This window comes from Brevibacillus ruminantium, from assembly GCF_023746555.1.
Taxonomy (GTDB): domain Bacteria; phylum Bacillota; class Bacilli; order Brevibacillales; family Brevibacillaceae; genus Brevibacillus; species Brevibacillus ruminantium.
Map to the genome: position 1 here is coordinate 380,307 of NZ_CP098755.1, position 23,969 is coordinate 404,275.

Here is a 23,969-nt window from a genome sequence, read left to right on the forward strand (position 1 = left end):
GTAATCCGTGTTGCCAATATTGAAGCAGTTCCAGTAACGTCGATTTTCTATAGACATTAGACTAGCCGAGTTTTCAACCAAATTGGTAAATGGTGCGGACGCGAGTAAAATAATCGATCATTGATGTTTGGTAAAAAGGTTTGCCACGACATCCTGATAACCTTCATACCTATGGCGGATGGATAACTGGTATCGTTTGATGCTTAGTAATTAACCGACCATAAACAGTTTGCGCATGTGTGCACAAGGTGTTTTATGGTTGGCTTTTTTAATTTGTACAGGAGGTATTGCAGATGAAAAAAGTGAGTTTTCTACTAAATGGAGCAACGCATGAAACAGAAGGCGGTACACGCATCCTAGATTATCTTTTGAAACTGGATATGGAGCATCCTCATATTTGTTACTCTCCCGAACTAGGGCCTATTCAAACTTGCGACACCTGCATGTGTGAGATCAACGGTACAATCATGCGAGCTTGTTCTACCACTATTGAAGAGGGAATGAACATTCTGACTAGCTCTGAACCGGCAAAACGTGCGCAAACGGAAGCAATGGATCGAATTCTGGAAAACCATATGCTGTATTGTACCGTCTGCGACAACAACAACGGCAACTGCCGGGTTCACAATACGGCAGAGTTGTTGGAAATTGAGCATCAATCACGTCCGTTCCGTGAAAAAGGCTATGAGGTGGATATGTCCCATCCCTTCTACCGCTATGATCCCGATCAGTGCATCCTTTGCGGGCGATGCGTAGAAGTTTGTCAAGATTATCAGGTTAATGAAACGCTCACCATTGACTGGGAACGAGATATGCCGCGGGTGATCTGGGATGACAATAAATCAATTAATGAATCGTCATGTGTATCCTGTGGTCAGTGTGTAACGGTCTGTCCTTGCAATGCGCTGATGGAAAAATCGATGCTTGGTGAAGCAGGGTTTATGAGCGGTATAAAAAAAGATCTGTTGAATCCGATGATCAACTTTATTAAAGAGGTTGAACCTGGCTACAGCAGCATTTTTGCTGTTTCTGAAGTGGAAGCGGCCATGCGGGATGTGCGGATCAAGAAAACGAAAACGGTATGTACGTTCTGCGGGGTAGGCTGTACGTTTGAAGTCTGGACGAAAGACCGTACAATCTTGAAAATCGAACCTACTCCGGATGCACCCGTCAACGGAATTTCAACTTGCATGAAGGGGAAATTCGGGTGGGATTTCGTCAACAGCGAACAACGCTTGACGAAACCGTTGATTCGAAGAGGCGATGAATTTGTGGAATCCACTTGGGAAGAGGCCTTAGGTCTGGTCGCGAGCAGGCTGGGTGCCATTAAAGAAGCCTATGGCGGGGAATCACTGGGATTCATTTCTTCTTCCAAGTTCACCAATGAAGAAAACTACTTGATGCAAAAGTTGGCCCGTCAAGTATTTGGAACGAATAACGTAGACAACTGTTCCCGGTACTGCCAGTCTCCGGCATCCTGGGGTCTTCAGCAAACAGGCGGGATTGGAGGAGACACGGGCACGATCCAGGATATTGCACAAGCAGGGCTTGTCATTTTAATAGGAACGGCCACAGCCGAAGCGCATCCTGTACTCGCAACTCGCATCAAACGTGCGAAGAAATTGCACGGGCAAAAACTGATTACCGTCGACTTGCGCAGGCATGAAATGGGCGACCGGGCAGACTTGTTCATTCGTCCGAGACAAGGAACGGATTATGTTTGGTTAACAGCGGTTGCCAAGTACATGATCGATCAAAACTGGCACGACCAGGCATTCATAGACGAGCATGTCAATTTCTTCCCGGAATATCTGAAGCTGCTTGAGCGGTATACGTTGGAATTTGCTGAACGGGAAACCGGCATTTCACAAAAAACCTTGATCGAGATCGCAAAAATGATTCGAGATGCTGATGGAACGGCAATTTGCTGGGGCATGGGCGTCACACAAAACGTGGCCGGCTCTTATACATCGACTGCGATTGCCAATCTGCTCCTCGTTACCGGAAACATTATGCGTCCGGGTGCCGGTGCGTTCCCGCTTCGCGGGCATAACAACGTCCAGGGTGCCGCAGATATGGGTACCATGCCAGATATTTTTCCGGGGTACCAGAAAGTTACAGATGACGAGATTCGCGCCAAATTTGAAGCGGCCTACGGAGTGGAGATTCCAGGAAAACGCGGGTTGGATAACATTGAAATGCTGGAAGCAGTTGACCGGGGAGAACTGAAAGGCATGTACATTGCCGGTGAAGACATGGCCTGGGTGGATTCAGACTCCAACCATACTCAGGATATGCTGGCAAAAATTGATTTCCTCGTGGTGCAAGACGTCTTCTTCAGCAAGACGGCCGAATTTGCCGATGTCATTTTGCCCACAGTACCATCGCTTGAAAAAGACGGTACGTTTACCAATACCGAACGTCGTGTGCAGCGGCTTTATCAAGCGCTTGACCCTGTAGGGGACAGTAAACCAGACTGGTGGATTTTCAGCGAAGTTGCGAAACGCATGGGATTTGATTGGAATTACCGTCATCCAAGTGAAATCTTTGCAGAAATGGCATCGCTCACGCCATTCTTCTCTCAATGCAATTATGACGTTTTGGAAGGCTGGAACAGCTTCCACTGGGGATCGCCGGACGGAAGCAATACGCCGCTCCTCTATACCAAGGGCTTCAATTTCCCGGACAAAAAAGCGCGTTTGGCGCTCTTTGACTATGTCCCTCCTGTGGAGTTCCCCGAAGAGTTTGATTTGACGCTGGACAACGGTCGTTTGTTGGAACAGTTTCATGAAGGGAATCTTACAAACAAATCGGAAGGCATCCAGTACAAGCTCCCGAAGGTGTTTGTGGAAGTTTCACCGGAATTGGCCGCAGAACGAGGGCTCCAGGACGGAACGCTGGTGCGTCTTGAATCGCCCTATGGAAAAGTCAAACTAAATGTACTCGTGACCGACCGCATGTCGGGGAAAGACATATACGTTCCGATGCACTCGGCCAGTCACGAAAGTGCCGTGAATCTGTTAACCGGCGGGGCATTTGATGTTCAAACGAATACGCCGGCCTACAAACAAATGAAGGTTCGGATGCAGATTCTTGAGGAAAAAGGAACGATTCCACTGCCCAAGTACAACCCTCGTTTCGCCAAACGCAATCCGCAGCTAGGAGTACAGGTAGAACGTAAATGGGCCAGAGACGACTATCAGCCAATAGCCGACGTAAATATAGCGGGAGGAAAAAAATAATGGCAAGACCCATAACCAATATAGTCGTACCGCCCGTCACCGAAAAAGAAAGACAAAATCAAGCAGTTGAAGGCGTCATTCAAGTGCTTGTTCAAAATGCCGATGGAATCCAGGAAACGATCAAATTGCTCCAGGAACTGCACCATAGCGGGATTCTAGGAGCCCTAGGCGCCGCCGTCGAAGCGAGAGAAGATATTGCCAAAGTCGTCGTAGGGCAAATGGAGCGCCCCCCTGTCACCCAATTGATCAACAATGCAATGGCTGCAGCCGGAGGGTTGGCGGAGCTGAATCCTGACATGACAAAAAAGTTGATGAGCGGTTTGGCCAAAGGACTTCAAAAGGCTGAAGAAGGGAGTTGTTCTGAAGCCACCGTCGGTATTTTCGATTTGATAAAAGCGTTGCGCGATCCTGACATAAATCGGGCGATCGTATTTGGCATCAACCTGCTGAAAGGGGTTGGGGAAGGCTTGAAGGGCTCGTGAAACGATTGAAATGGTTTTGTTTGTGAAACGCAAAAAAGCAGGATTTCCTGTACGGAGGAATTCCTGCTTTTTTGTTTTCGGTTCGGATTGCTCGTGATGGATTTTCCATTGAGGCCGCCTTCTGGACCGAACCATAGTTGGGCGAGGCATAGCGATCCTCCATCCTTTTCGCTGTAATGAAAGACATGAATTGGATGGTTGAGAAATCATCTGAGAGGCTGGTTTCCCTTGAACCTCGTTATATTATGATGAAACGACCTGGTGCATGAAAGTATAACGCCGGAGAAGCTACAGGGGGGCTAGTACTTACGCGGGATTGATTTGCGTTAATATGAACGGAGGGGAGTACACGCTAATATGAATATGGTTGGCTCAAAGAAAGAAACGATGATTTCCTATATCGTGGCTATTGCGTTTATTATGGCGATGGTTGGGATTTCTGAGGCAATGATGAATCACGAAATAATTATTCCTGAATTCGCGGCAATGGCGATCGCCATGTGGGTGTATCGGGAAGCTGGATGGATCAGACAACCAGCAAAGATTTTCCTCGCGCCCTCGATCACTGCCGTTATTGGATTTTTAATCAATCAATTAGACATTGCTTTTCTGGGGAAAGTGAGCCTGACTCTAGTACTTGTGATGCTGGTTTTGCGTATCATGCAATCAAGCTTGGGACCATCCATTGCAACGGGATTGCTGCCGGTTGTCACCTCTGCAAGCGATTGGACATTCATTTTCGTCGCCATCCTGTGCATGATCATATTGATGCTTGGTGTAATCCTGTTTGGATTGCATAAGGGACTTGAAAAAAATGTGAACATTCAGTATCGGTACATGCTGCTTTTCTTAATTCTTACATTCATCTGGATTGGTTTATGTTGGTGCGTAGGTTACCAGCTTTCTATCATCCCGCCCATCCTAGTCGTTGTTTATGAGTCGCTACAAAAACCGATGTACAATGGAAGGATGGCTTTTAAACAAGGGCTGGCATTGACAATTTCCGCCACTGTCGGAACACTGTTATACTTTGCTATTGATTCATGGATATTGGCAGCGGTGTTGGATATGATTTTGATGCTTATTCTGTTACAAATTATTGGTATCCGTCTCCCGGCGGTATTCGCCTTTCCCTTGCTACCGTATGTCTTCCCAGATGATCTCATAGTAAAGCTGCCTCTCGGTACATTGATTACATGTTTTTTTATGTTTAGTTCACTGTTGGCTTATAAAAAGCTTGAAATGAGGCAGAGGGGAAAAGTCATGCAAGTGTAGGATGATTGCAGATTAAGAATCGAGCCGCAGTCATTGCATTCATCATGAAAGCAACCGGTAATAGAACGATTAGCGGAACCCGGCCCATGTAATTGAAACATCCCGTTCCACTTCGACCGTGGATCGGGATGTTTTGTTCAATGCCAGAAATGTAGGAGACAACTTTCAACGAGATACTTTTTTCTCCAAACTAACGATAGCTTTCAATTGTTGCTGCAACTCCGGGCTTATCGTTGTCATCGGAAGGCGGAGTTTATCAGAGCGAATGTGGCCGATCTCGGCAAGAAACCATTTAAGTGGAGCCGGATTCGGTTCGGCGAATAATAGATTGACAAGCGGCAGCAGGCTGTCAAACAGCAGTTTGGCGTCACTTACTTTTCCTGCTTTAAAAAGCTCAAACACACGAATAAATTGATCGGTGTTCACGTTAGCGCTGGCAAGTATCCCCCCTGTAGCGCCACAGCAAAGCGAATCAAAAAAAAGTTCGTCGTCGCCACATAGCACCGGTTTGCTAATGGAGCAAGTCAATTCACGTACCTGTTTAACGTTTCCTGTACTGTCTTTAAGTCCAATCACATGTGCCATATGCATGATGGTTCGTAGTGTATCCAATTCCAGCGACACCCCTGTACGATGAGGGATATCATATACAATAATCGGCAAGCCTGCCTCAGCTAAGGAGGCGAAGTGCTGGATTATACCTTGCTGCGAAGGACGGTTATAATAGGGTGTGACAACGAGAGCCGCATCTGCCCCATGTGTTTTAGCTTGTATCGTTTTTTTAACGGTTGACGCTGTATTATTTGTTCCTGTACCAACAATCACCGGAATTTCTTGCGATGCGGGAGAGGCATTTCGTACAGATTTAATGATAAGCTCCAACTCGTCTGGCTCAATAGCGGGAGATTCGCCAGTCGTGCCGTTTACAACTAAGCCATGAATTCCTTTCGTAATGAATTGTTGAACGAGTTTGCTTAACGAATCAAGGTCAAGTCCGCCCTCCAAATCAAAAGGGGTAACAATAGGAACGAATACTCCATGCAAATCTTGTTCTGTTAGCATATCGCTCAACTCCATTCAAAAAGATTTTGCGAAGCCAAGATTTCTGTTAACTCTTTAATGAAGGCCGTGTTTTCTTCTTCTTTACCTATCGAAACACGAACATGGTGGGGAAGCTGCCATATGCCTCCGTAACGAACAATGATCCCTTTGTTCAACAACTGTTCATAAATCAATTTCGCATTTGGACCAAGCTCGACAAGGATAAAGTTGCTCATGCTTTCAATGAATGGAAGGCGCAGCTCTTGGAACGCATGGTAAAGCTGCTCGCGGCCACGGGTATTCGATTGAAGAGACAGCTGGACATGCTCGTCATCCTGAAGAGCCGCCGCTGCCGCCACTTGTGCCAAAGCATTTACATTAAATGGTTCCTTAACCTTCATAATGTGCTTGATAATGTCTGCCGAAGCTGCCCCAAAACCAACCCGCAATCCCGCCAGCCCATATATTTTTGAAAAGGTCTGAAGCACGATAAGCGGATAACCCGCGCGAACAAATTCCAGCCCGTTTGTATAATCGGATGCCGTAGCGAATTGACTGTAAGCCGCATCAAACAACACAAGCATATGTTTTGGCAGAACATCGAGCAGATGATGCATGACGCGTTTCGATATATAGGTGCCGGTAGGGTTATTGGGCGAACAGATGCAGAGCATTTTGCTCCGTTCCGTAACCGCTTCTACGATCTTAAAAAAGATAATTGTGATGATCAAATGCGGCGTACATGAGGTTGATTAAAGCGGGAAATAACAGTTCCAAAGAAAAGAAGAGACTAGTACCTATAGTCCCTTCTCACAACTGCTTGATTTTATTTGTCACGTGTCATACTGCGCAAGGCATCGGCAAAACGAGAAATGGCCGGTTCAATTTGCTCTTCCTGGACTCGTCCATATGTAAATCGAACATACCCTTTCTGCGTGCCGAAAACACTCCCAGGTACATATACGACTCCTCTTTTAATTGCCTCTTTTAACAACTGTTGTTCGTTTACGTCTGCCCTTATTTTACACCAGATGTGAATGCCGCCCTCAGGCACCAACGTGTCTATCTGATCACTCAGTTGATCGTAGAGTGAGAAGACGATTTTGTCTCTTTTAAATATCAGAGACTCTCGAAGATGATGCAAATGGGTTGAAAAATCATCGGAGGATAAAAACTGGTTTGCTATCCATTCCGGGATGATGCTGTGTCCAAAATCGATTTGCTGTTTGGCATCCGCCAAACGCTCGATCACAGTTTGGGGACCAAATATCCATCCGATACGCAGTCCGGAAGCCACGATTTTGCTGAGAGAACTAACGTAAAGAACGCTCCCATTTTGGTCCAAGGATTTCAATGTTGGCACATGTGACTGATCAAAAGCGGTTAAACTGTATGGGTCATCCTCGATAATCGGGATTCCGTAGTAAGAGGAGATTTCCAATACCCTTTTTCTTCGTTCCAGGTTGAGAAATGAGCCATTGGGATTTTGAAAATTGGGGTTAAGAAACACCATTTTAATACGATGCTGCTTATGTAATTGTACAATATCATCCGGATTTATCCCTTGATCATCAACAGGTAACAAAAAGGCCCGGAGTCCGGCTGATTTAAACAGAGGCAATGAATAGCAATAGGAGGGGTCTTCGATCGCAACGGCATCGCCTGGTTGAAGCAAGCACTGCACGATCAGGTACAGAGCCTGCTGTGCCCCTGAAGTAACCAAGATAGAGGAGGAGGTTGCAGGAATGGTTCTGAACTCTTTGAGGTGTTTGGCGATGGTTTCACGAAGTTTCACGTTGCCTTGTGGATGATCATAGCCAACATGGTAATTGAAATCCTGATTGGACATGATCTCGCGAAAATATTGCGAAGCAGATAAATCGGGTGAAAGCTCTCCGCTAGCCAGATCAATGATGTCAACATCAGATGACTCTTTCCGTATCGTTCGCATCATAGCTGTGTTTGGCAAAAAGGAGCCTGTTTCAATTAATTTTCCCCAGTTCGGAATACGTTTGCTTTGTCTGCCCCATATATTTCTGCTGACGATAGTCCCTTTTCCTTGTAATCTTTCTACAATACCGAAGCCATGCAACTCTTCATAGGCAGCGACAATTGTCGAGCGATTTACGCCTAATTCTTTTGCAAACAAACGCTCCGATGGAAGGGGAGTTCCTGAAGGAAACTCTCCATTGGAGATTCTCTGTTCCAGGTATTGGGCGATTTGCTTGTAGACAGGTAGTTGACTTTCACGATCGGGCTTCCAATCCATAACAGGAGTCACTTCCTTATACTCACTCGTAATTCTCGGCGGATGGAGATTATTCTATACAACTGGAATGTTCATTTCAACTTGCCGGATCGATCATTGATTCTTATCGAGAGATTACAGGGCTTCGCAAGAGGTTATTCTGTAAGGTTGACAGGCAAAAGGGCGAATGAGTAAGTAACTGTGTCATTCATTTTTTCATGCCCCAAATGTGGATGAAGCCACTGTTCATCCGCATTTGGGGTTTCTTTCTGATCCTCCTGTGAAGATTATTTGGCGGCTTTGTATCAAAATGTTGAACATGGTGGAGGGAAACGGTAATGGACTGGATGGCGACTTTTTTAACAGCGTCCAGTAGCATATGTTTGTGCGATGGAGGTTAACCGCCGAACGTGCAATCACAGGGCTGGAGCTTGAAAAGGCACCATTGTGAATTCTTAAGGAGGGTAGCGATGAAAACGAAATGGGCATTCATCACTTTCATACTTGCTGCGTTTAGCATGCTTACAGGTTGTAGCAGCTTAATGGTCTTAGACCCAAAAGGGCCTCAAGCGCAAACGCAGGCAGATGTGATACTGATATCCATTTGGACGATGGCCTTTGTAATCTTGGTTGTCGTTGTTATTTTTGTGTATATGATCCTGAAATACCGCGCGTCTAGGCAAGAGGAAGATTATGAACCTCCCTACATTGAAGGGAGTACACTCGTCGAACTGATTTGTGTAGGTATTCCGGTAATATTGGTCATTTGCCTTTCCGTCATTTCTGTGAAAAGCAACTATATCGTTGAACAAAGACCAGAAGGATATGAGAATAAAGAACCTTTAGTGATTTACGCATCCTCTTCCAATTGGAAATGGCATTTCAGTTATCCGGAAGAGGGTATTGAAACGGTCAACTACCTCTATATCCCAACAGACCGACCTTTAGAATTTAAGCTGTATTCGTATGGTCCCATCACCAGTTTTTGGATACCGCAGCTGGGCGGGCAAAAATATGCGATGGCAGACATGGTAACCACCTTACACTTGGCAGCAGATGTTCCGGGTGAATACATGGGACGTAACGCGAACTTCAGCGGGAAGGGATTTGCTGAAAATATTTTTAACGTGAAAGCCATGTCTGAAGATGCCTTCGATAAATGGGTAGAGAAGGTGAAAGATACGGCGGATCCGCTTACAGAAGAGAAGTTTGAGCAATTGTTGGAGCCAGGCCACGTGGGACAATACACTTTTACGGGTACTCATTTGGCTTTTCGACCCGCCCCAGAAGGGGAACATGGCGGGCATCATCACGGTTCAGGTGATTCAGGTTCCAAGCAGATGTCAGAAGACACTCACAGTACTCACTAGACATTGGGAATCTCTCGTCATGCTTGACAACAAACATCCGATTTTACCGAAAGGAGCTTCTCGCGTATGGATTATTTTGATCTATTTGCTGTCCCCCATCCAAGTCCTGCTATTTACGCATCGATGGTTGCCATCGGTCTTACCATAATCGCAATCGTCTCCGGGTTAACCTATTTTAAAAAGTGGGGGTATCTGTGGCGGGAATGGCTAACGACAGTAGACCACAAACGTATCGGGATTATGTATTTGATCTCTGCTTTGTTGATGTTATTCCGAGGCGGGGCAGATGCTATCATGATGCGTGCTCAAACAGCCGTGCCCGATAACACGTTGCTCGATGCCCAGCATTACAATGAAATTTTTACAGCACATGGGACGATCATGCTCATCTTTATGGCGATGCCTTTTATTTACGCATTCATGAACTTCGTCGTTCCTTTGCAAATTGGAGCACGCGACGTAGCTTTCCCGCGTCTGAATGCACTCAGTTTCTGGTTGTTTTTCATGGGGGCCATGCTATTCAACATCGCATTTGTGATTGGTGGTGCTCCCGATGCAGGGTGGTCTGCTTATTTTCCTCTTGCAGGTAATGATTTCAGTCCCTCTGTTGGAACCAACTATTATGCGCTGGCTCTACAGATCTCCGGACTGGGGACGTTACTATCGGGAATTAACTTTATCACGACGATTCTTAAAATGAGGGCACCAGGTATCACATTAATGAAAATGCCAATGTTCACATGGTCTGCCCTGGCTACGAACGTGATCGTCGTCTTCGCGTTTCCTGTCTTGACCGTGGCGCTTATCATGATGACGATGGACCGCCTGTTTGGAACACATTTCTTCGCCTCGACGAATGGCGGGATGGACATGCTTTGGGCGAACTTATTCTGGGTATGGGGCCATCCCGAGGTTTATATCCTCGTTCTGCCGGCATTCGGTATTTATAGTGAGATTATCTCCACGTTTGCACGCAGGAACTTGTATGGGTATAAGTCCATGGTTGCCTCTATGGTGATCATCTCTCTCCTGTCTTTCCTGGTATGGACACACCATTTCTTCACGATGGGACAAGGAGCGTTGACGAACAGTATCTTTTCCATTACAACCATGGCCATTGCGGTTCCGACCGGGATCAAGATTTTTAACTGGCTGTTCACGTTATGGAAAGGAAAAATTGTCTTTACCGTTCCCATGCTGTATTCGCTGGGATTTATTCCGATTTTCTTAATCGGTGGGGTTACCGGGGTGATGCTTGGCATGTCGGCAGCCGATTACCAATACCATAATACAATGTTTCTGGTAGCTCACTTCCATTATGTCATTATCCCAGGCGTTGTCTTTGCCATGATCGCAGGTCTGACTTACTGGTGGCCCAAAATGTTCGGCTTTATGCTCAATGAAAGATTAGGGAAATGGGCATTCTGGTTTATCGCCATCAGCTTCAACGTAGCATTTTTTCCCATGCTCCTTTCCGGATTAGATGGTCAGGCACGCCGCATGTACACGTACTCGGAATCAACTGGATTTGGGCTATACAACTTCATCTCCTTCATTGGAGCCATTGGATTACTGATCGGATTTGTCCTCCTTGTTTACAACATTTACTGGAGTGTTCGGTATGCGCCAAGAGATATAAGCACCGACCCATGGGATGCACGTTCGCTTGAATGGGCTACCCACACCCCCGTACCGCATTACAATTTTGCTATACTGCCCCAGACTCGTTCTATTGAGGCATTCTGGGATATGAAAAAGAAGAATCAAACCTTGTTTACGGGTGACTATGAAAAGATTCACATGCCCAATAACAGTGGGGTACCGTTTATCATGAGTTGTTTGTTCTTCGTATGGGGATTTGCGTTTGTATTCAGCATGTGGGTTGTAGCGATCCTCGCCACAGCGGGTATCTTTGTCTTAATGGCTTGCCGCTCGTTTGAAAAGGATCACGGTCACTATATCTCTGTGAATGAGATTGAATGGACAGAGACACAAAAACTGCGAGGTGTTAATCGATGAAAATAGATCACTCGCTGCCTCTGGAGTATCGTACAGAAGAAAACCGTTTGAAAATTTTAGGATTCTGGATTTTCCTTGGTGCTGAAATTGTTCTTTTCGGTACGCTTTTCGCGTCATACTTTACACTTTTTGATCGTACTGGGAGTGGTCCGAGTGGGGCCGAAATTTTTGAAATTGCTCCAGTCGTTGTTGAAACGCTGTTACTTTTGACGAGCAGCTTTACAATTGGTCTAGGTGTTCATGCCATGCGAATGGGCAACAAGAAGGCCATGTTGACATTCTTTGCGGTCACACTTCTTCTGGGACTTGGGTTTTTAGGAGTAGAAATCTATGAGTTTACTCATTATGTTCACATTGGGGCAGGACTACAGACGAGTGCATTTACAGCGATCCTGCTAACCACATTAGGTACACATGGAGCTCACGTTACCTTTGGTTTATTCTGGGGGCTGTTTATCATCATGCAAGTAAAACGGGATGGTTTGATACCTGAGACAGCCAATAAATCCTTCATTTTTTCCCTGTATTGGCACTTCTTGGACGTAGTGTGGATTTTCATCTTCAGCTTCGTCTACTTGAAAGGGATGATGCAAACATGAGTGAACTATTCCCGCGCAAACAAGTAATGGGCTTTCTGTATTCGATGATTCTTACGGTAATAGCTCTTGCTGTCTACTTCCTCGATCTGTCTTTTTCGGTAGGAATGACAATCTTGCTGATCACGGCGTTTTTACAGGCAGGCCTTCAACTGGTAGTGTTTATGCATGCCGGTGAAACTGCGGATAAAGGGGCGATCTACACCAATCTTTACTATGCCTTGTTCATTGCTCTGGTCACCGTGTTCGGTACCTTGCTCTGCATGATCTGGGGGTATGCATAATCGTTGGATGAAAAGCTCACAGGAAAAGGCGAATTCGCATTGAATTCGCCTTTTTGTTTATACTTTCGGGAAGTTTAGCTTCGATGACGTGTTAAATGATGAAAGTATAAGAAAAACGAAGGCTTTCGCTATTGGACTTGGCGATAAGCCAAGTTTTTCCAATGACTGCTCGGTTAAGGGGTGTTCACATTTTTGTTGAATTTGTTTGGCTTCTGTCATCGTAACGAGTATGTAATCAGCGATTCCGTCTATAACAGGGCAATTGGATGAGGCAAAGAATACGTCACTGGATCAGTTCGATGTTTGAGATAAGAAATATAATGTAGCCAAATTTATTTGAAAGGAGTTTTATCCATGAGCACCTTCCGTGAACAAGCATTAGCGATCCACAAGCATCATCAAGGCAAGCTAACTGTACAATCGAAAGTACCGGTGAAAAATACGGAGGATCTTAGTCTCGCCTATTCTCCCGGAGTCGCGGAACCTTGCCGGGCGATTTTTCAGAATAAGAATGAAGTTTATGACTACACCATGAAAGGCAATATGGTCGCGGTTGTTTCTAACGGTACAGCAGTCTTGGGACTGGGTAATATCGGTCCTCATGCATCCTTGCCGGTAATGGAGGGCAAAGCGGTACTTTTTAAAGCTTTTGCCGGTGTAGACGCTTTTCCCATATGTCTGGCTTCCGCGGATGTCGATCAAATCGTACAAACGGTCAAGCTTCTGGAGCCGACTTTTGGAGGAATTAATTTAGAGGATATTGCAGCACCCCAATGCTTCGAAATTGAGGATCGGCTAAAAGCGGAATGCAACATACCTGTTTTCCATGATGATCAACATGGAACCGCAATTGTGACCGCAGCCGGTTTGATCAATGCCTTAAAGCTTGTCGGTAAGCGCATTGATGAAATTTGTGTTGTGGTGAACGGTGCTGGTGCAGCCGGGATCGCGATTACAAAAATACTGCATGAAATGGGCGTTCCTCAAATTCTATTGTGTGATACCAAAGGAATTATTTACGAAGGCCGTCGGGAAGGCATGAATCCGATCAAAGAAGAAATAGCCCGCATCACAAACAGAAAAAAGATGCAAGGAAATTTGGCGGATGCGCTGAAAGGAGCGGATGTGTTCATCGGTGTTTCTGTTGAGGGGGCTGTTCGTGAAGAAATGGTGAGGTCAATGAATGTTGATCCAATTCTTTTTGCTATGGCCAATCCGAATCCTGAAATCATGCCGCAATTGGCGAAAGCAGCAGGGGCAAAAGTAGTGGGAACAGGCCGTTCAGACTTTCCCAACCAGATTAATAATGTACTAGCTTTTCCCGGAATTTTCCGGGGGGCATTAGATGTTCGCGCCAAAGAGATAAACAAAGCGATGAAACTTGCTGCTGTTTATGCGATCGCTGATTTAATTTCCGAACAAGAGCTGCATCCAGACTACATCATTCCCGATCCGTTTGATCATCGGGTAGCTCCCCGCGTCGCGGCCGCTGTAGCCAAGGCAGCGATGGATACAGGTGTGGCAACCATTCATTGAGGGGTCAGCAGGAAGGATCGTTGCGGAGTTTGTCATGGTCTATCCTCCGGGTATTCCTATTTTCATACCCGGTGAGGTAATTTCCGAGGAGAATCTGAAATATACAACAAGAAATAAAGAGGCAGGTCTGCCTGTCCAAGGGGCAGAGGATAGCGAACGGAAAACATTACGTGTACTGAAACAGAAAAAATGAAAAGCTCCGCTGCAAAGGGAAAAGGAGAGGACTTAAGTTGAGAGAATTCATTTCGTATTCAGAAGAGGTTCAACACGCATTAGATCACCAATTACCAATTGTCGCCTTGGAAACAACAATTATCTCTCATGGAATGCCATACCCGCAAAACATTGAAATGGCGCGGGATGTAGAACAAATCATACGTGATAATGGGGCGGTTCCGGCAACGATCGGTTTTTCCCAAGGTAAAATCAAAATCGGCTTGAGCGCGAGTGACCTGGAGGAGTTTGCAACAAACCAGTCGGTGGCCAAGGTGAGTCGACGAGATATTCCCTACATTCTTTCCTCGGGCCGCATGGGTGCTGCCACAGTAGCTGCAACCATGATGGGCGCGCAATTGGCGGGAATTAAAATATTTGCTACAGGTGGTATCGGTGGTGTTCATCGGGAAGGGGAAATCACTTGGGATGTTTCGGCCGACTTGATTGAGCTTGCCGAGACGAATGTAGCGGTCGTTTGTGCGGGATGCAAGTCCATCTTGGATATCGGTAGAACTTTGGAGTACCTTGAAACACTAGGGGTTCCGATTGCCGGCTATCAAACCGATGAATTTCCTGCCTTCTTTTCCCGGCAAAGCGGTCACGGCGTTACTTTTCGTATGAATCATGTAGAGGAAATGGCAAAGATGCTGCAAATGAAGTGGCGTCTGGGCATGAAAGGAGGAGCGGTAATTGCAAATCCGATACCCGAAGAGAATGCTATTGATTACAACGAGATTGAAGAGATTATTCACCAAGCCTTACAGGAAGCTAAGATTCAGGGGATAGGCGGGAAACAGGTAACTCCCTTTTTGTTGGCGAAAGTCAAGGAACTGACTGAGGGAAAAAGCTTGGAGGCAAACATAGCACTGGTCAAAAACAATGCGAAACTTGCTGCAAAAATTGCAGTTGAACTAAATACAGCTGAATAAATGTCAGTGTCTCCTGCTAACGGGGCATTGTTTAATCAAAAGGGGTAGTCTGGAACAAGTTTTTTGGTTCCTGACTACCCTTTTTATATCACTCGTAATCTCAGCACAGAAGGAACTCTTACAATTCAAAAATAATCCCAACCAACGAGTAGATAATAACGGTCGAGAAAAGAACCGTCATATGAAGCAGGGAAAAGAGAAACATCGATTTCGCCCATTTTTCCGAATCCATCTTTTTGTAGCCCAGCACACTTAAAAGCAGCCAGGCGATGCTCAACAGAAGAGCTACCAACATCAGGCCGATGCTTAATGATCCAAAAAGAAAACTGATGGCAATCAGCACGACTAGGTATACGTTCGTCTGCAGGTAGGTTCTTCTCACACCTTTGACCACGGGAAGCATGGGAACTCCTGCCGCCTTATACTCTTCGTGTTTGCGAATCGCGATCGCGTAGAAATGGGGCATCTGCCAAATCACGGTGATCACAAACAGGCCGAGAATGGCGGGATGTGTGATGTCCGGATGAATCGCGGCCCATCCGATAAGAGGCGGCATGGCTCCCGAAATGCTTCCGACCTCTGTATTGTAAACGGTTCTGCGTTTGGTCCACATGGTGTACGGAACAATATAAAAAAACAGTCCCAGAAACCCGAGGAGTGCTGCTAGGGGAGTTGTTAAGGCAAGAGCGATGATTCCGACGATCGTCATGAAAATGCCCAGCCATAGTACGGTTTGCGGCTTGATTTCACCTGTTACCGTAGGTCTGTTTTTGGTTCTCTCCATGATGGAATCGATATCGCGATCATACAAGTTATTAAATGCCCCAGCTGCACCCATGACGAAAGCTGATCCGATCAAAGCAAACAGGATTTCCGGAAGCTTCTCAATCAGACTCATCTGATATGTATATAAAGCCAATGTCAATCCAGCAAACATTGGAATCAGATTCGATTTAATAATCCCGGTTTTAACGGTTTGCGCTAATATGTGTGGCCATGTCTGTTTCGGCATCGTTAGTTTTTCTTCCTTCTGCATTACTACCCTCTTCCCCTTTTAGTAGATGATCTACCCCGATTGTACTACATTCCGCATCACAATATTGATGGTTATTTTCTACACGGGTCCCAATTGCCTGGCAACAAATACGAATAGAGAACCTATGCGGAATGGTAATGTTTGTAGGGTGGGATTGTCAAGAGAGGGAGAAGAGGAATGGTAGAGCGGTGGTGTAATAAACTGGACGGGCTATAAAAAGTTACTTCTTTACATACACTAGGGGGGTATTGTATTATTTTGCTGTGGATAAAATGGATATGAAAACCGGAATATTGGAAGCCAATTTTGGAAAGGGGTTGTGAATCAGATGCATAAATGGGTGCTCGCAGGAATTGTTTATGTGGTACTCGTGATCGGCGGTTTTACGGTTTATGAGCAGCTTTTTGACAGTGCGGATCAACAGGCAGGAGCGGCAACAGCAGGGCATGCAGCCGGCAACGAGCAGGCGGGCGGCCATGGACAAGGGGCGGGGAACGAGAGCAATCCGGGGAATGTCCACGGAAACGGGAACGAAAGCGGAAGCCGGCATGGGGCAGCAAGCGGTACCGAAAATGGGCACGGAGCGCCGGACGGTGCGGAGACTGGACATGATACTGCGAGCGGCGGCGATAACAGGCACGGAACCGAACACGGGCATGCGGATGCCGCACATCAGGAGCATACGGGAGAAAGTGAGGTACACGCGTCGATTGAGGCTAATGCGAGCGAGGTCAAGATCTCTTTGAAAGACAAAGCGGGAAATCCGGTGAACGAGCTGGAAGTGAATCACGAAAAGCTGCTCCATTTCATTATCGTCGATCAGAATCTGGAGAAATATTATCATCTGCATCCTGAACAGGCGGGTGATGGTGAATTTCGGATAGCGTATCGTCTGCCTGAGGGGAACTACAAAGGATTTGTTGACATCAAACCCAAGGATTTGGCCTATCATGTAGAGCCCATTTCGTTTGTGGTCGGGCATCCCGGTGCTGCGGCAAGCGGACAGGGGCTAAAGCCTGATACTGCTTTGACGAAAACCGTAGAAGGGGAGACGGTCAAACTGACGATGAGCTCGTTTCAGGCCAACCACCCGGTCCAACTCTCATTTGAACTGGATCAGACCCATTTGACCCCCTACCTGGGAGCGATGGGACATGTCGTGATTCTCGATGAAAAGGCGGAGAATTTCCTGCATGTGCATCCAGCGGATGAGGCGAAGCCTGTTTTTGAAACGACGTTCAGTCGCGCTGGAACCTATAAAATCTGGGCTGAGTTTCAGCAGAACGGAAAAGTACGGGCGTTTCCGTTTGTCGTAAAAATCACAAATAACCCCTGACAGGGATGTACCCGGTCATATTTCAGGGTTTCCCCCTGCCAGAAATAAGGGGTCTCCCTGAGTTACGAAGCGCTCCCTCTCTTTTAGAATAAAATTACCAAATCATTTTCAAAAAGAGGGAGTAGATTCACATGATGAACTGGCTTCGTACGAATGTATATGCCAGCGGGATTTTAGCATTGATTCGCATATACCTCGGCTATGAATGGCTGACGGCCGGATGGCATAAATTGACCTCCGGTTTTGACGCCTCCAAATACCTGGAGAATGCCGTCAACAAGCCGGTGCTGGAATCAGGCACTGAGAGCTTGATGTATCCCAATTTTGTCGCGTTTGTCAAAAGCTTTGCCCTGCCTTATGTTGAGGTCTTCAATTTCTTGATCCCGCTGGGGGAGTTTCTGGTCGGTTTGGGTCTGTTGCTGGGTGTGCTGACGACAGCCGCGGCGTTCTGCGGGTTATTGATGAATTTCATGTTTATGTTCGCAGGAACCGTCTCTTCCAACCCCTGGATGATCCTTTTAGGATTTTTCGTGGCAGCAGCGGGATACAATGCGGGACGCTTTGGCGGCGACTACTGGGTGATTCCCTGGATTCGCTCCCATCTGCTGCAGCGATGGGGGAGAAAAGAGCATGCGCCGTATCTAAAGGTTGTATCGAAAATGTAGAGCGAATGGGAGCAGCAATCCAAGCTGCTCTTTTTTTGCGATGAAACCGGTGTACTGCCGCCTGAAAAAACACCGACTACCCACAAGGGCCAATCGGCTTGACTGGTTTGAATAATCGCAAGGAAAAGGGTATCGTGAGGAAAAGAGGTTTTGATCACAAAAACAGTGGGGTGAGGAGATGTATCTGCGAAGTCTGGAAGTTCTCAGAAGTGAAAATTCGGACCGAACCACCTATCCCTTTTCGATACCGGCCCTTCGCGATCTGGATTCCCTGTCCTTTCACACCAACGTCACCTTTTTCGTCGGGGAAAACGGCTCCGGGAAATCGACGCTTCTGGAGGCGATTGCTTATCAGTGCGGCTTTCACACGGCGGGCGGCGGAAAAAATAATTTCTATGAGGTGGACGCATCCGGGTCGGCATTGGGAGAGGCCATTCGTCTTTCCTGGCTTCCCAAAATCACCAACGGTTTTTTTCTGAGGGCAGAGACATTCTATCATTTTGCCTCCCATCTGGACACGATGCCAGAGAGTCTCAAGTATTACGGGGGACGATCCCTGCATGCACAATCACACGGGGAAGCATTTCTCTCCCTGTTTACGCATCGCTTTGGAAAAAAGGCGATCTACCTGCTGGACGAGCCTGAGGCCGCGCTCTCTCCGGCTAGACAACTGGTGCTGCTGAAGATCATGAAAGAGCTGGAAAACGAGGCGCAATTTCTGATCGCTACGCATTCACCCATTTTACTGGGCTATCCCGGAGCGCAAATACTAAATTTTGATGCCCAACCGCTGGAGGAAATTCGCTATGAGGAAACCATGCACTACATGGTTACCAAGCGCTTTCTCGGAAACAGGGAGAAAATGCTGCGTGAAATCTTTGATGAGTGATGTTGATGAACGTAGACCTGTTCACTCCAATTGAAAAAGGCTGCCCTCGAATGATAGGCCCCACACAGTAGCAGGTATAGTATTTCACCTGCTTGCGTAAAGGGAGCCTATCACTAAGCGGCAGCCTTGTTTTGTTGCATCATCCGGCTACTTAATAAACTCTACCTGATAGCCTTTCTGCTTCAATTGGTCAATCACCATATCCTTGATCACAAAATGTCCGGCACCGATGACAACGAACGTGGTCGATTTCCCTTCCTTCTCCAGCAATTCAGCCAGCTTGGCGGCCATATTCTTGTCCCGTTCGCCAAATAACCGCTTGGCACTATCGGTCTCTGTGTACTGCTGCGATTTGGTAAAGGATTGGGTAAAGCCGTCCAAATCGCCTTTGGCCCACAGTTGCTGCCACTGGTTAAACTCTTTCGCGGAATCAATTGTTTCAGCGGTCGGGTTCAAAATGGTGTCGAGCATTTCATTTAAATCTTTTTCTTGCTCTTCCAAAGAGACGTTGTTGAAAATGTCGGCTTGCAGCTTCATGCCCTCCAGCTCGTGAATCGGCTTCCCAGTGAGCAGTGCACTTTGCAGGAAATACATATCGATACCCAATGTGCTTGCTTGCACCATATCGTCAGGCGAGCTCAACAGCGTCATCAGAGACAGGTTGGTGGAAATAGCCCATGGCTTGACGGAATCGTAGGCATGCGAAGGCAGGTTCAGTTTGGCAGTGGCCTTCTGAAGCTTCTCATAGGTTTCTTGGGATACGTGATCCTTCAGCATCGAACCATCGCTGAACGTCATTGAATTTGTAAAGTATTCCAGGGTCTCCTGATCTCTGGATACCAGGTTTGCCTCTACCCATAGCGTATCTGATGCCTGAAAGGCTTCTCTGATATTTTTTTGCATGGGGTACATCTCGGGAATGCCGAGGTGAATCGAGCCAAGCAAATAAAGGGTGTTGTCTCCTTTGGTTACTTTCCACATCAGCCCTTTTGCTCCGCCCTGAGCAGTATCATACGTATAGGCGATGAGTCTGCTGGCGAGAACGGCTGCTTGTTCTGTCGTGCAGGGCTGTTCCAGCTCAAGCCCGTTTTTCGTTCCGTTCACGATGCCTTTCTTCTGGAGATAATCGATCGGTTTGTCCTTCGCGATTTCGAATGCCTCAGGCAGCTCGTACTGGGCAAGCGTATTGTACAGCGAGTGCAGGACGGCATCTCGGGTAATCGTTTGCGATGCGGCTACGGATGGAGCAGAGGATGCTCCCCGCTTTTTCAATCCCAGCGCGTCCAGCTTTGCAGCTGTGGCGTTCAGCAAGGCTTCATATTTGTCAGCGGTAATCGGCTTCTGAAACGTACCGTCATAGTACCAGGCAAGCGGGAAAATCCCGTATTTTTCCCCCTCGTGAAGGGTCGAAATGGACCACTGGCTGATAGCGGGAACCGCAGGCGCTTCGTTCGCCTGAACAGTGAAAACGCTCCCCAGAATCGCGGTCAAGCCAAGCAAGCCACTGGCCAACAGGCGATGAAGCTTGCCCCATTTACTCGTTTTCATGAAAGAATCTCCTCTCCTGTAAAAAATCCTACTAATTATATCCCAATAGGTGGAATCAAACAACGGATCAAGCGAAACAGTCGCTATTCCCGCTTTTGTCATTCTTTGTTCATCCGCTGTTCACATTGGCTTCCTATATTGATCTGTAGAGCAACAAGACCGGATTACGGTCGAGTGGATCAAAGGAGGCAGTGATCGGGTGAAGTGGATAACGAAGATGTCACTTAAGAATCCAGCCATGGTTGTGTTGATCTCTATACTTGTCTCGCTAGGCGGACTTTTCTCCTTTTCGGTCATCAACATCGAAAGTGAGCCTCAGGCCAAGCTGGGCATGCTGACGATTTCCACGATGTATCCGGGCGCTTCTGCCGAGGATGTGCTGGAAGATGTGAGCAAGCCTTTGGAGAAAGCCATCGATGCCGTCAGCGGCGTAAAATCGTACATCTCCAGTTCCGAGGAAAATCACTCCCTGCTGACAGTCTCCATCCAGGCCGAAGCCGATATGGACAAGGTGCGCGACGAGGTGGAGAAAAGCGTCAGCAACGCAAGGCTTCCTGCCCAAGCTAGGCGACCCAAGGTAAATCTTCGCATGATCGGCAGCGAACCGATGTATTTCCTGGCGATCAGCAACCAGGGGCAATCGCGTACAAATGAAGCCTTTTACCGCCTGGTCGAGGATATTTTCGTAGAAGAGCTGCAGGCGATTGCTGGTGTTGATGCTGCAGATGTGATCGGCATGGAGAAAAAAGTGGTGCGGATTCGGCCGAATACGGAGGCTTTAAGCTATTACCAGCTGTCTCCCGGTGACTTGAAGCGAGCGCTGGAAGCCCAGCACATCTCGTCATCTGTGGGCAGTGTCAGAGAGGCCGGCCAGGACTACATCGCACGCATCGACAATGCCTATACCAGTCTGGAGCAGTTGAAACAAACCCGGCTGCCGATACCGGACAATGGCTTCGGTCAGCCAGCGTATTTGCGGATCGGGGATGTAGCTACCGTCCATTGGGAGCTGGAGCGCAGCTCAATCAGCCGGTTAAACGGGAAACCGGCCGTTGCCGTGCAGATCACCAAAACGGCGGACGGCAACATCGTGGATGTCAGTGAGGCGATACGGGAAAAGCTGCATGCGTTTCGCGCCCAATACCCTGATTTGGCGTTTGAAATCGTTTCCGATCGCTCTGACTTCGTCCGTACCTCCATTGGGGGAATGGCCAAAGAGGGCCTGTTGGGGATCGTGATGGCAGTTTTGGTGATCTATCTGTTCCTGCGTCATCTCAAATCAACGCTGATCGTGATGGTATCGATCCCGCTGTGCATCCTCGTCAGCGTCTTGTTTCTCTATCTCAACGGAATCAGCATCAACCTGATGAGCCTGTTCGGGATGACGGTAGCCATCGGGAGGGTCGTAGACGACAGTATTGTCGTGATTGAAAATATTTTCCGGCGGTACCAAACCGAAGAACGCCATAACCGGACGATCATCGAAGCAGTTGGTGAAGTAGCGAGTGCCATTACCTCATCGACGTTGGCAACGGTAGCGGTCTTTGTGCCCATCGCTTTTGTCAGCGGGATTTTGGGCGACTTTTTCAAACCGTTCGCGGCTGCGGTGGCGTGGGCGCTTTTGGCATCGCTTCTGGTGGCTGTTACGGTGGTGCCTTGGCTGGCCAGCGTCACGATGCGGTCCGAAAAGCAAAGCGTGCATCGGGAAAGCCGTCTGGCTGCCGTCTACCCCAAAGCATTGTTATGGGCACTGAAGCACAAAGGGAGAGTGGCGCTGGTTACTTTGCTCCTCTTTGGCGGCAGCCTGGGCCTGGCCGCAACTCTGCCTTCCGGTTTTCTGCCCGAGCTGAATTCCAATCTCTTGTTTATCAAGCTGAAAATGCCGACAGGAACGACGCTGGAGACGACCAGCACGAAGGTGGAGTCTATCGAAAAAGCAGTTCTGGATGAGCCGGAGGTGCTCTATATCCAGAGCCGGATCGGTGGGGCGCAGGGGGAGGCGAAGCAAACTCAGCTCGCGGAAATGACGATCAAGCTGCAGGACGGGGCAGACGAGAATGACGTCCAGGCGCGAATACGCCAAAGGGTAACTCCGATGATACCGGCCGAAGCCCAGGTCACGTTCAGCAAGCCGGCGGCAGGCGGTCAGGGCGGCTATCAGCTCGTTCTGTACGGAAATGATTTCGCGCAAATACAAGAAGCAGCGACTATGGTCAAAGCAAAGCTGAAAGAAAACCCGTTGCTCGCCAACGTCAAAGACAATGTCTCCGACCGACGGGGACAGCTCTCGATTACAGTGGACCGGGACCGTGCTTTGCAGTGGGGCTTTACTCCCCAGCAGGCGGCCAGCGAACTGGCCGGTGTCATCGGGACCGCCAGCTTGCCAAGCATCAAGCTAAACGGCAGGGAATATGAACTGATCTTTGGGGCAGGGGAGCCTCAGTCTCTGGAGCGGCTGCCGGAGATTTGGCTGAAGTCTCCGCTGGGCGGGCAGGTTGCCCTCAGGGAGATTGCCTCCCTGCAAAGAGAAGAAGCTCCTGCTTCTCTGCTGCGAAAAGAAGGCAAACCGTATATCCAGATTACCGCCGATATTCTCGGCTCGGACAAAGGCGGGATCTCTCAGGCGCAGACGAACAGCCTGAAGCAGTTGCCGCTCCCGCGAGGAGTCAGCATCAGCTCGGAGGGGGTGCAGCAGGATATGCAAAAAGGGTTCGTGGAAATGTTCGCCGCCATTGGTGCCGCTATTCTGCTTGTCCTCTTGGTGATGGTCGCGTCGTTTGGCAACCTGTTGTCGCCGCTTGCGGTTTTACTGTCTTTGCCGCTCGCCTCGATTGGCGGTTTGTTCGGACTGTGGCTGTTTGGCGGTGTACTGGATATGACCGTGTTGATTGGCTTCCTGATGCTGATCGGCATCGTGGTGACCAATGCGATTGTCCTGATTGACCGGGTAGGTCAGAAGATGAGAGAGGGATTGGCGGTTCGCGAAGCTTTGATCGAAGCGGGGAGAACTCGTTTGCGTCCGATCCTGATGACGGCCGTGGCGACAATTGCGGCAATGCTGCCCCTGGCGTTTGGCTTTTCGGAAGGGAGCTTGTTGTCCAAAGGCTTATCCATCGTAGTGATCGGCGGGCTGCTTTCGTCGACGCTGATGACGCTTGTAGTCGTTCCAGTAGGCTATGAAGCCTTGTACCATCTGGCAAACCGCAGGCGCATCCGCAAACAGAGCCATACAGTCCAAGAGGCATTGGAGGGATGAT

General features: G+C 47.9%; 18 protein-coding genes and 1 pseudogene. 14 read left to right on the forward strand and 5 right to left on the reverse strand.

Going from position 1 to position 23,969, the window contains the following annotated elements; all coding sequences use genetic code 11:
- The first annotated feature begins 293 nt into the window (after nucleotides 1-293).
- From fdhF to NDK47_RS02065, 3 genes are all read left to right on the forward strand, one after another.
- Nucleotides 294-3,242, forward strand: coding sequence for a formate dehydrogenase subunit alpha (fdhF, locus tag NDK47_RS02055; RefSeq protein ID WP_251873228.1), 2,949 nt, complete (start codon nucleotides 294-296; stop codon nucleotides 3,240-3,242).
- The gene (locus tag NDK47_RS02060) at nucleotides 3,242-3,724 is read left to right on the forward strand and encodes a helical membrane plugin domain-containing protein (protein WP_251873229.1); all 483 of its coding nucleotides are present in this window, start codon (nucleotides 3,242-3,244) and stop codon (nucleotides 3,722-3,724) included. The genes fdhF and NDK47_RS02060 overlap by 1 nt, the downstream gene beginning before the upstream one ends.
- 357 nt (nucleotides 3,725-4,081) lie before the next feature.
- Nucleotides 4,082-4,999 carry a hypothetical protein gene (locus tag NDK47_RS02065; RefSeq protein ID WP_251873230.1) on the forward strand — a complete coding sequence of 306 codons (918 nt, stop codon included), beginning with the start codon at nucleotides 4,082-4,084 and terminating at the stop codon, nucleotides 4,997-4,999.
- Nucleotides 5,000-5,164: 165 nt separating this feature from the next.
- Here NDK47_RS02065 and dapA read toward each other — a convergent pair whose 3' ends face one another.
- The 3 genes from dapA to pdxR form a co-directional block, all read right to left on the reverse strand.
- Nucleotides 5,165-6,061, reverse strand: a complete 897-nt coding sequence (gene dapA / locus NDK47_RS02070; RefSeq protein ID WP_251873231.1) for a 4-hydroxy-tetrahydrodipicolinate synthase — start codon at nucleotides 6,059-6,061, stop codon at nucleotides 5,165-5,167.
- A gap of 5 nt (nucleotides 6,062-6,066) precedes the next feature.
- Nucleotides 6,067-6,771, reverse strand: a complete 705-nt coding sequence (locus NDK47_RS02075; RefSeq protein WP_251873232.1) for a pyridoxal phosphate-dependent aminotransferase — start codon at nucleotides 6,769-6,771, stop codon at nucleotides 6,067-6,069.
- Nucleotides 6,772-6,866: 95 nt separating this feature from the next.
- The gene (gene pdxR, locus NDK47_RS02080; RefSeq protein ID WP_251873233.1) at nucleotides 6,867-8,309 is read right to left on the reverse strand and encodes a MocR-like pyridoxine biosynthesis transcription factor PdxR; all 1,443 of its coding nucleotides are present in this window, start codon (nucleotides 8,307-8,309) and stop codon (nucleotides 6,867-6,869) included.
- 449 nt (nucleotides 8,310-8,758) lie between these two features.
- Here pdxR and qoxA point away from each other — a divergent pair, with 449 nt between their 5' ends.
- The 7 genes and pseudogenes from qoxA (at nucleotide 8,759) to NDK47_RS02115 (ending at nucleotide 15,238) form a co-directional block, all read left to right on the forward strand.
- Nucleotides 8,759-9,658, forward strand: coding sequence for a cytochrome aa3 quinol oxidase subunit II (gene qoxA, locus NDK47_RS02085; RefSeq protein ID WP_251873234.1), 900 nt, complete (start codon nucleotides 8,759-8,761; stop codon nucleotides 9,656-9,658).
- Nucleotides 9,659-9,724: 66 nt separating this feature from the next.
- On the forward strand, nucleotides 9,725-11,677 hold the full coding sequence (gene qoxB / locus NDK47_RS02090; RefSeq protein WP_251873235.1) for a cytochrome aa3 quinol oxidase subunit I: 1,953 nt from the start codon (nucleotides 9,725-9,727) through the stop codon (nucleotides 11,675-11,677).
- Entirely contained in the window at nucleotides 11,674-12,276 is a 603-nt protein-coding gene (qoxC, locus tag NDK47_RS02095) for a cytochrome aa3 quinol oxidase subunit III (RefSeq protein WP_251873238.1), read from the forward strand. The genes qoxB and qoxC overlap by 4 nt, the downstream gene beginning before the upstream one ends.
- On the forward strand, nucleotides 12,273-12,557 hold the full coding sequence (gene qoxD / locus NDK47_RS02100) for a cytochrome aa3 quinol oxidase subunit IV (RefSeq protein WP_251873240.1): 285 nt from the start codon (nucleotides 12,273-12,275) through the stop codon (nucleotides 12,555-12,557). The genes qoxC and qoxD overlap by 4 nt, the downstream gene beginning before the upstream one ends.
- A 354-nt stretch (nucleotides 12,558-12,911) precedes the next feature.
- Nucleotides 12,912-14,093, forward strand: coding sequence for an NADP-dependent malic enzyme (locus NDK47_RS02105; protein ID WP_251873241.1), 1,182 nt, complete (start codon nucleotides 12,912-12,914; stop codon nucleotides 14,091-14,093).
- Nucleotides 14,092-14,286, forward strand: a pseudogene (locus NDK47_RS02110) (Orn/Lys/Arg family decarboxylase); the annotation flags it as partial. The gene NDK47_RS02105 and the pseudogene NDK47_RS02110, both read left to right, overlap by 2 nt.
- A gap of 37 nt (nucleotides 14,287-14,323) precedes the next feature.
- Entirely contained in the window at nucleotides 14,324-15,238 is a 915-nt protein-coding gene (locus NDK47_RS02115) for a pseudouridine-5'-phosphate glycosidase (RefSeq protein ID WP_251873242.1), read from the forward strand.
- A 118-nt stretch (nucleotides 15,239-15,356) separates the two neighbouring features.
- On the opposite strand, the gene cyoE is transcribed toward NDK47_RS02115, so the two are convergent.
- Nucleotides 15,357-16,274, reverse strand: a complete 918-nt coding sequence (cyoE, locus tag NDK47_RS02120) for a heme o synthase (protein ID WP_251873243.1) — start codon at nucleotides 16,272-16,274, stop codon at nucleotides 15,357-15,359.
- A 328-nt stretch (nucleotides 16,275-16,602) separates the two neighbouring features.
- On the opposite strand from cyoE, the gene NDK47_RS02125 reads away from it, so the two are divergent.
- The 3 genes from NDK47_RS02125 to NDK47_RS02135 all read left to right on the forward strand — a co-directional run bounded on the left by NDK47_RS02125 (nucleotide 16,603) and on the right by NDK47_RS02135 (nucleotide 19,164).
- Nucleotides 16,603-17,610, forward strand: coding sequence for a DUF8832 domain-containing protein (locus tag NDK47_RS02125; protein ID WP_251873244.1), 1,008 nt, complete (start codon nucleotides 16,603-16,605; stop codon nucleotides 17,608-17,610).
- Nucleotides 17,611-17,741: 131 nt separating this feature from the next.
- Entirely contained in the window at nucleotides 17,742-18,275 is a 534-nt protein-coding gene (locus NDK47_RS02130) for a DoxX family membrane protein (RefSeq protein WP_251873245.1), read from the forward strand.
- Between the two features lie 178 nt (nucleotides 18,276-18,453).
- Entirely contained in the window at nucleotides 18,454-19,164 is a 711-nt protein-coding gene (locus NDK47_RS02135) for an AAA family ATPase (RefSeq protein ID WP_251873246.1), read from the forward strand.
- A gap of 147 nt (nucleotides 19,165-19,311) precedes the next feature.
- Here NDK47_RS02135 and NDK47_RS02140 read toward each other — a convergent pair whose 3' ends face one another.
- A complete protein-coding gene (locus NDK47_RS02140) occupies nucleotides 19,312-20,712 on the reverse strand; it encodes a TraB/GumN family protein (protein WP_251873247.1) in 1,401 nt (466 codons plus the stop codon).
- A 199-nt stretch (nucleotides 20,713-20,911) separates the two neighbouring features.
- Here NDK47_RS02140 and NDK47_RS02145 point away from each other — a divergent pair, with 199 nt between their 5' ends.
- Nucleotides 20,912-23,968, forward strand: a complete 3,057-nt coding sequence (locus NDK47_RS02145) for an efflux RND transporter permease subunit (protein ID WP_251873248.1) — start codon at nucleotides 20,912-20,914, stop codon at nucleotides 23,966-23,968.
- The last annotated feature ends 1 nt before the right edge of the window (nucleotide 23,969 follow it).

Bases quoted from the DNA above. Each gene is read 5' to 3' on its own strand.
- fdhF (WP_251873228.1), top strand. From the start codon at position 294: ATGAAAAAAGTGAGTTTTCTACTAAATGGAGCAACGCATGAAACAGAA.
- NDK47_RS02060 (WP_251873229.1), top strand. From the start codon at position 3,242: ATGGCAAGACCCATAACCAATATAGTCGTACCGCCCGTCACCGAAAAA.
- NDK47_RS02065 (WP_251873230.1), top strand. From the start codon at position 4,082: ATGAATATGGTTGGCTCAAAGAAAGAAACGATGATTTCCTATATCGTG.
- dapA (WP_251873231.1), bottom strand. From the start codon at position 6,061: ATGCTAACAGAACAAGATTTGCATGGAGTATTCGTTCCTATTGTTACC.
- pdxR (WP_251873233.1), bottom strand. From the start codon at position 8,309: ATGGATTGGAAGCCCGATCGTGAAAGTCAACTACCTGTCTACAAGCAA.
- qoxA (WP_251873234.1), top strand. From the start codon at position 8,759: ATGAAAACGAAATGGGCATTCATCACTTTCATACTTGCTGCGTTTAGC.
- qoxB (WP_251873235.1), top strand. From the start codon at position 9,725: ATGGATTATTTTGATCTATTTGCTGTCCCCCATCCAAGTCCTGCTATT.
- qoxC (WP_251873238.1), top strand. From the start codon at position 11,674: ATGAAAATAGATCACTCGCTGCCTCTGGAGTATCGTACAGAAGAAAAC.
- qoxD (WP_251873240.1), top strand. From the start codon at position 12,273: ATGAGTGAACTATTCCCGCGCAAACAAGTAATGGGCTTTCTGTATTCG.
- NDK47_RS02105 (WP_251873241.1), top strand. From the start codon at position 12,912: ATGAGCACCTTCCGTGAACAAGCATTAGCGATCCACAAGCATCATCAA.
- cyoE (WP_251873243.1), bottom strand. From the start codon at position 16,274: ATGCAGAAGGAAGAAAAACTAACGATGCCGAAACAGACATGGCCACAC.
- NDK47_RS02125 (WP_251873244.1), top strand. From the start codon at position 16,603: ATGCATAAATGGGTGCTCGCAGGAATTGTTTATGTGGTACTCGTGATC.
- NDK47_RS02130 (WP_251873245.1), top strand. From the start codon at position 17,742: ATGATGAACTGGCTTCGTACGAATGTATATGCCAGCGGGATTTTAGCA.
- NDK47_RS02135 (WP_251873246.1), top strand. From the start codon at position 18,454: ATGTATCTGCGAAGTCTGGAAGTTCTCAGAAGTGAAAATTCGGACCGA.
- NDK47_RS02140 (WP_251873247.1), bottom strand. From the start codon at position 20,712: ATGAAAACGAGTAAATGGGGCAAGCTTCATCGCCTGTTGGCCAGTGGC.